The organism is Type-D symbiont of Plautia stali (genome assembly GCF_001485335.1).
Classification (GTDB): domain Bacteria; phylum Pseudomonadota; class Gammaproteobacteria; order Enterobacterales; family Enterobacteriaceae; genus Pantoea; species Pantoea vagans_C.
Genome location: NZ_BBOC01000150.1, coordinates 1 through 5,608 on the forward strand (window position 1 = coordinate 1; position 5,608 = coordinate 5,608).

7 protein-coding genes are annotated in these 5,608 nt (G+C 53.5%); 3 read left to right on the forward strand and 4 right to left on the reverse strand.

The genetic code is table 11. From position 1 onward, the window contains the following. Positions 1-396: TIM barrel protein (locus PSSD_RS25240; protein ID WP_153011514.1), on the forward strand; the 396-nt coding region annotated here is incomplete at its 5' end. Positions 397-406: 10 nt separating this feature from the next. Next, entirely contained in the window at positions 407-1,588 is a 1,182-nt protein-coding gene (locus tag PSSD_RS25245) for a Gfo/Idh/MocA family protein (RefSeq protein ID WP_039327927.1), read from the forward strand. Here the strand turns inward: PSSD_RS25245 and PSSD_RS25250 are convergent. The 3 genes from PSSD_RS25250 to PSSD_RS25260 all read right to left on the reverse strand — a co-directional run bounded on the left by PSSD_RS25250 (position 1,585) and on the right by PSSD_RS25260 (position 4,182). Then, positions 1,585-2,499 carry an alpha/beta fold hydrolase gene (locus PSSD_RS25250; protein ID WP_058974151.1) on the reverse strand — a complete coding sequence of 305 codons (915 nt, stop codon included), beginning with the start codon at positions 2,497-2,499 and terminating at the stop codon, positions 1,585-1,587. The two genes, PSSD_RS25245 and PSSD_RS25250, sit on opposite strands and share 4 nt — an antisense overlap. A gap of 51 nt (positions 2,500-2,550) precedes the next feature. Further along, on the reverse strand, positions 2,551-3,159 hold the full coding sequence (locus PSSD_RS25255; protein ID WP_058974152.1) for a TetR/AcrR family transcriptional regulator: 609 nt from the start codon (positions 3,157-3,159) through the stop codon (positions 2,551-2,553). Between the two features lie 474 nt (positions 3,160-3,633). Next, positions 3,634-4,182 carry a GNAT family N-acetyltransferase gene (locus PSSD_RS25260; RefSeq protein WP_058974153.1) on the reverse strand — a complete coding sequence of 183 codons (549 nt, stop codon included), beginning with the start codon at positions 4,180-4,182 and terminating at the stop codon, positions 3,634-3,636. 131 nt (positions 4,183-4,313) lie between these two features. Between PSSD_RS25260 and PSSD_RS25265 the strand changes: the two genes are divergently transcribed. Further along, positions 4,314-5,216 (forward strand): DMT family transporter, encoded by a 903-nt coding sequence (locus PSSD_RS25265; protein WP_058974154.1) that lies wholly within the window; start codon positions 4,314-4,316, stop codon positions 5,214-5,216. A gap of 3 nt (positions 5,217-5,219) precedes the next feature. Here PSSD_RS25265 and PSSD_RS25270 read toward each other — a convergent pair. Continuing rightward, on the reverse strand, positions 5,220-5,608 hold a 389-nt coding region (locus tag PSSD_RS25270; protein ID WP_153011515.1), incomplete at its 5' end, for a MurR/RpiR family transcriptional regulator.

Below are 5,608 nucleotides of genomic sequence, written 5' to 3' on the forward strand. Positions count from 1 at the left end.
CGAATTCGTGCCTTGCTCAGCGCTTGCACTCCTTCTGTAGGTTTGCTGCTCGACACCGGTCACGCTACCGCCGCCGGTTTTTCCTACACCCAACTGATTGACGAATTTGCCGATCGCATCTGCCATATACACCTCAAGGATGTCCGTTTGGATCGCCTGCAGCAAGTGCGCGCATCAGGAATGACCTTTAACGAGGCAGTGCTGTCAGGCATGTTCACCGTGCCTGGCGACGGCGGCATTGATTATCGGCCACTGGCGGAGTTTATCGCTCACAGTGGTTATCAGGGCTGGATGGTGGTCGAAGCCGAGCAAGATCCGGCCAAAGCCCCACCACTGGCTACCGTCACGCGTGCACAGCGCTACGTTGCACAACACATTTACCCTGCGAACGCATAAGGAGCACGACATGGCTGGAAAAACACTCAACGTAGGTCTGATTGGATCGGGTTTCATGGGACAGGCACATGCCGATGCATGGCGTCGCGCAGGTTTGTTATATCGCAATCTGGCACTGCAACCGGTGTTGCATACGCTGGCCGATGCGACGCCAGCATTGGCTGAAGAAGCCGCGCGTCGTTACGGTTTTCAGCACAGCACGGCAGACTGGCAATCGATGGTGAATAATCCTGAGATTGATATTGTCGATATCACCACGCCCAACAGCATGCACTTCGATATGGCGCTGGCTGCGATCCGCGCAGGCAAGCACGTTTACTGTGAAAAGCCCCTCACCGTCTCCCTGCAGGAAGCGCAAACCCTGACACAGGAAGCCGAACGTGCAGGAGTGAAAACCATCATGGCGTTTAACAACATCAAAACGCCGGCGGCGCAGTTAGCGAAACAGATGATTGATCGTGGCGATATTGGTACGCCGACCCGTTTTCGCGGCTGGTTTGATCAGGGCTTCTTTAATGATCCGAACCTGCCATGGAGCTGGCGCTGCTCACGGGAACAGGCGGGTTCCGGTTCACTGGGTGATTTAGGTTCGCACGTTGTGAGCGTGGCGCAATATTTGATGGGGCCGATTAAAAGCGTGGTCGGTCAGGAACAGCTGTTTATTGAGACGCGTCCGGCAGCGGGTGGTGGCTCCGGCTACGGTGCTCAGGCGGATAAAGATGCCGCGCGCCTGAAAGTCGAAAACGACGATCAGTTCCAGGCGCTGGTGACTTTCGAAAATCGTGCTGGCGGCGTGATTGAATCTTCCCGCATCTCTGCAGGCAAAGTATTCGGCATCGCCTGGGAAGTATCAGGCACCGAAGGCACCATCATCATGGACGGTGAGCGTTTTAATGAATTAAAGATCGCCCGCTATGGCGATGCCAAACACGATCGTGGCTTCAAGACCATTTATGCTGGTTCGCAGGTGGAACAGTTCGGCGGCTTCTTTGGCTTTGATTTTGCCGGAGGGGGCTTAGGTTATTTCGACGTTAAAGTGATTGAAATTTATGACCTGATCAAAGGCCTCAGCAGCGAAGCCGGGTGCTTCCCGGACTTCCGCTTTGGCCTCGAAAATCAGCAAATCATAGAGGCAATGGTGCAATCTTCCGCGCGCGGTGAACGTGTTGAGATCGCCAGTCTGCGCGCTTAGTTAAAAAACGCGCGCAGCGCTTCGGCCAGCGCCTGCGGTTGCTCATCTGGAATAAAGTGACCGCAGTGCGCTATTTTTATGCCCGTGACATCGGCAGCGAACTCTCTTAGCGGAACGGCCATATCGGGAATCGATCCCTGGTCGGCACTCACCGCCAGCAGCGGAAGGGTCAGCTTGCCCTCCTCTTGCAAGCGTTCTCGATTTTGCGCGGCAGAGACACTCACTTCTCGATAGGCCGCCATGCCCGCACGGATTGCCCCGGTTTGTCGCAATAAGCGGGTATATTCCTGCATATCCTCATCAGTAAACACCATCGGACTGGCGGCTTTACGTTTCAGGAACCATTCGAGATAAATCTCCTCTCGCCCTTCAATCAATGCCTCTGGCAAATCCGGCAGTAAATGAAAAGCAAAATGCCAGGTCTTCCAGGCTTTATCGGGCGTGGCGGGCAGCGCATCGGGCAAGGTCACGCCAGGAATACCGGCATCGAGCAGCGCCAACTTCATCACTTGATCTTGATACAACGAAGCAAGCGGCCAAGCAACCCAAGCCCCGACATCGTGCGCTGCCAGATAATATCGATTGATGGCGAGCTGTTGCAGTAAGCCCTGTACCTTTGTCGCCAGTGAGACCGTATCGTAACCGGCAAAGGGTTTATCGGAATCACCCTGACCGGGTAAATCTGGCGCAATAATAAAGTAGTGTTCAGCAAGCTTGGCCATCACCTGACGCCACGCAAACCAGCTTTGCGGGAAGCCGGCAAATAACACCAACGTTTCACCTTGTTGATTGCCGCCGCTAACGTAATGCAGTCTGACGCCGTCAACTGACGCGTAGCCGTGGCAAAACCCCGGTAAACCCGTTAACGGTTCAGACCAACGAGCCGTGGGTTTGAGTTCTGAAGCGTTCATCTCGTTCTCCGCAAATTTAGGAAATGCTTATTTCCTTATTAGTTAAAAAATTTAGTCGAGCAGAGTTAATGCATTCGCGACCAAATTATCGTGTGCTGGGAAATCCTGCATTTTGCCCGCCACTCGCATGCCCAACACCAGGCATAACAGAATGCCACTCAACGCCTGCACATTATGTTTTCGGTTGATAGAGCCATCCTGCTGACCCAGCTCAAGTAAAGAAGTAATAGATTTTAAGTTACGTTGTAACGCAGCTCGCACCAATTCGGCCAGCTCCTGATCAAGAACCTGCAACTCAATGGCGCTGCCGACCACCAGACATCCCCGTCGCCCTTCAATATCCGTGGCGGATTCAAGATAAAAACGCAGTAACTCGGCGATGCGTGCCCGGCCATTTGGCTGTTGTTCCAGCCTGCGTTTTAGATGTTGATTACGTAACGAGGTATAGCGGGTAAACACCTGTAAAAACAGACCACGTTTGTCCTGGAAAGCCTTGTATATGCTACCTGCGGTGAGTTCCATCGCTGCGCTCAGGTCGTTAATCGACGCGCTGTGATAACCCTTTTCGCGAAATACCAGCATGGCGCGGTCCAGTGCCGTATCAAGGTCGAACTGACGTGGACGGCCGCGTTCACGTGGCTGAGAAGATGGCAGTGACATGCTCAACTCGATATAGGAAATGATTAATTCCTAAATACTACATTAAGGGTTCAATGCTTAGCAATGTGGTAATCAAAATGGTGCGCTATCAATAGCGGCTTTAGGGCACTGCAGTGCTCATCAGTTAAGAACTCTGGGTGCAGCAGAGGCGTCATGGCCTCAGGCAATGTGCCCTTTTTGACAACTCGCACTGAAGCTGATGAGCTGGCTGGGGCCGCACCGGGGCTGGCATTCCGCAGCGCTGAGCTGAGCGAGTATGCCAGGAGAGCCCGCAGGACGCGGGCGAAAGGTGGCGCTGGAACATGGATGTTCCATCGGCACCGGTCCGTAAGGCAGACGAGTGAAGTGAAGGCAACGCGTAGCGGCGCGAGGACCGCCAGCCCCGGTGCGGCCCCAGCCTGCGTTATAGCCAGCCGCTTAACTAACAAGCATTACGGCCCTAAGCCCGCCGCCCGTGCCAAGTTGCTAATGCACTTATTCAGGCATGCCCTTATTTTTTTCTCTCCATTGTTGACGGGTAATATTGAACATCAAATGTGCCGGTGGGTCTTGCGGGTTGAACACTCGCTCAAGAAACGTCAACCCGGCTTTTTCCAGTACGCGGCGTGAAACAGCATGATCTTCCCTCACCACACCGACGATTTCGCCTAGCTTTAACTCTTCAAAACCATAACGAATCGCGCGGAGTGCAAGCTCGGTGGCGAAGCCCTTTCCCCAAGCTTCGGGAGCAAAACGATAACCAAGATTATTGGTGCGGCGGCCGTTAAACTCGCTGACAAACACACCGCCAAAACCAATCACATTCTCCGGTGCGGATTTCTCTGCCACCACCCAATCATCGAACCCGTGAATTGCCCGATCCTTGATTCTGCGCAGCAGCACCTCCCGGGCATGCTTAATGTTCTGGTAAGGCCCACGCGGATTAAACTGATGAGTTCTGGCATCGCCATAGATACGAAACAACGCCTGTAAATCTGACCGCTCAATAGGACGATACAGCAGCCGTTCTGACTCCCAATGCATAACAATCCCTCGCTGTTTTCACTCAACAAAAGTACCCAATCCCTGATTAACATAGCACTCTGCGCCCCCTGCGACAGTTAAGAATCTTTGCTATGATGTCAGCCCTTCTCAACTGCAAATAAATATTAAAAATGCGAACATCGGACTCGTTGCGACTGTTACTGCTGGCGGCTATCTGGGGTGCCAGTTTTCTCTTCATGCGTATCGCAGTGCCTGCGTTGGGAGCCATCAATACCGCGTTTCTGCGGGTATTGTGTGGCGCGTTTGGCTTATTGATAGTGATGGCTGTCATGCGTATTCCACGCTGTTTTGAGGGCAAGCTGGGATGGGCGATGCTGCTGGGCGTGATTAACTCTGGATTACCCTTTCTGATGTATTGCCTGGCGGCGCGCGTGCTGCCGGCAGGCTATTCCGCCATTCTTAATGCCACTACGCCATTAATGGGCGTGATTATTGGTGCCGCCTTCTTCAACGAACAGCTCAGCGTCAGCAAAGTGCTGGGTATGGTCGCAGGCTTCACGGGCATCATCTTGATCAGCACCACCGGCGAAGTGGTGATGTCGCAAGCACTGGTGCTGGGTATTTTGGCCTGTCTGGTAGCCACACTCTGCTACGGTTTTGCCGGTTTTCTGGCTAAACGTTGGATTGGATCGCGTGGCGGACTGGATGCCACCAAAGTGGCTTACGGCAGCCAACTGGGCGCTTCGCTGTTTCTGCTGCCGTTTTTCGCCTTTAGCGCACCGCAAACCCCGGCGGCCAACTGGCAAATACCTGAAGTCTGGGCCTGCATTTTGGCAGTAGGGTTTATCTGCACCGCGCTGGCCTACATTATCTACTTCCGCTTACTGGCAGATATCGGCCCGTTACGCACCCTGACCGTGACGTTCCTGATCCCCCCTTTCGGCATTTTCTGGGGATGGCTGGTGCTGGGTGAACAAATTAACCAGGGCTTTATCAGCGCTGCGCTGCTGATTGTGTTCTCGATCTGGCTGGTTAACAGCAACGGTCTGGAAAGGTGGCGCAAAGCGCGTTGACCTTTACTTCTTGCTGGTCGGTTTAAGTGAACGGTTAAAATCCTGAATACGTTTCATGGTTTTAACCGTACGCGAAGATGTGGCAGAAGCGACCGAAAGAATCAGCATCTCCAGACACACCAGCACAGTGCCATGTAGCGGCATACGGCCATTCTCACCACCGCGTGGCACATTAATGATCACATCGGCTTCTTTAGCAAACACCGAATCAGTGGCATGAGTCAGTAAAATCACTGGCATACCCAGGCGCTTTGCCTCTTTCAACGTGGTCAGACCTTCACGATGTGCAGACTTCTGCGCCATCATGATCAATACGTCTCCACGCTGCAGCGTGATCAACTGCTCAGCCAGCGCAATCCCCGAACGATTGAGGGTCACTGCCGGTATGCCAA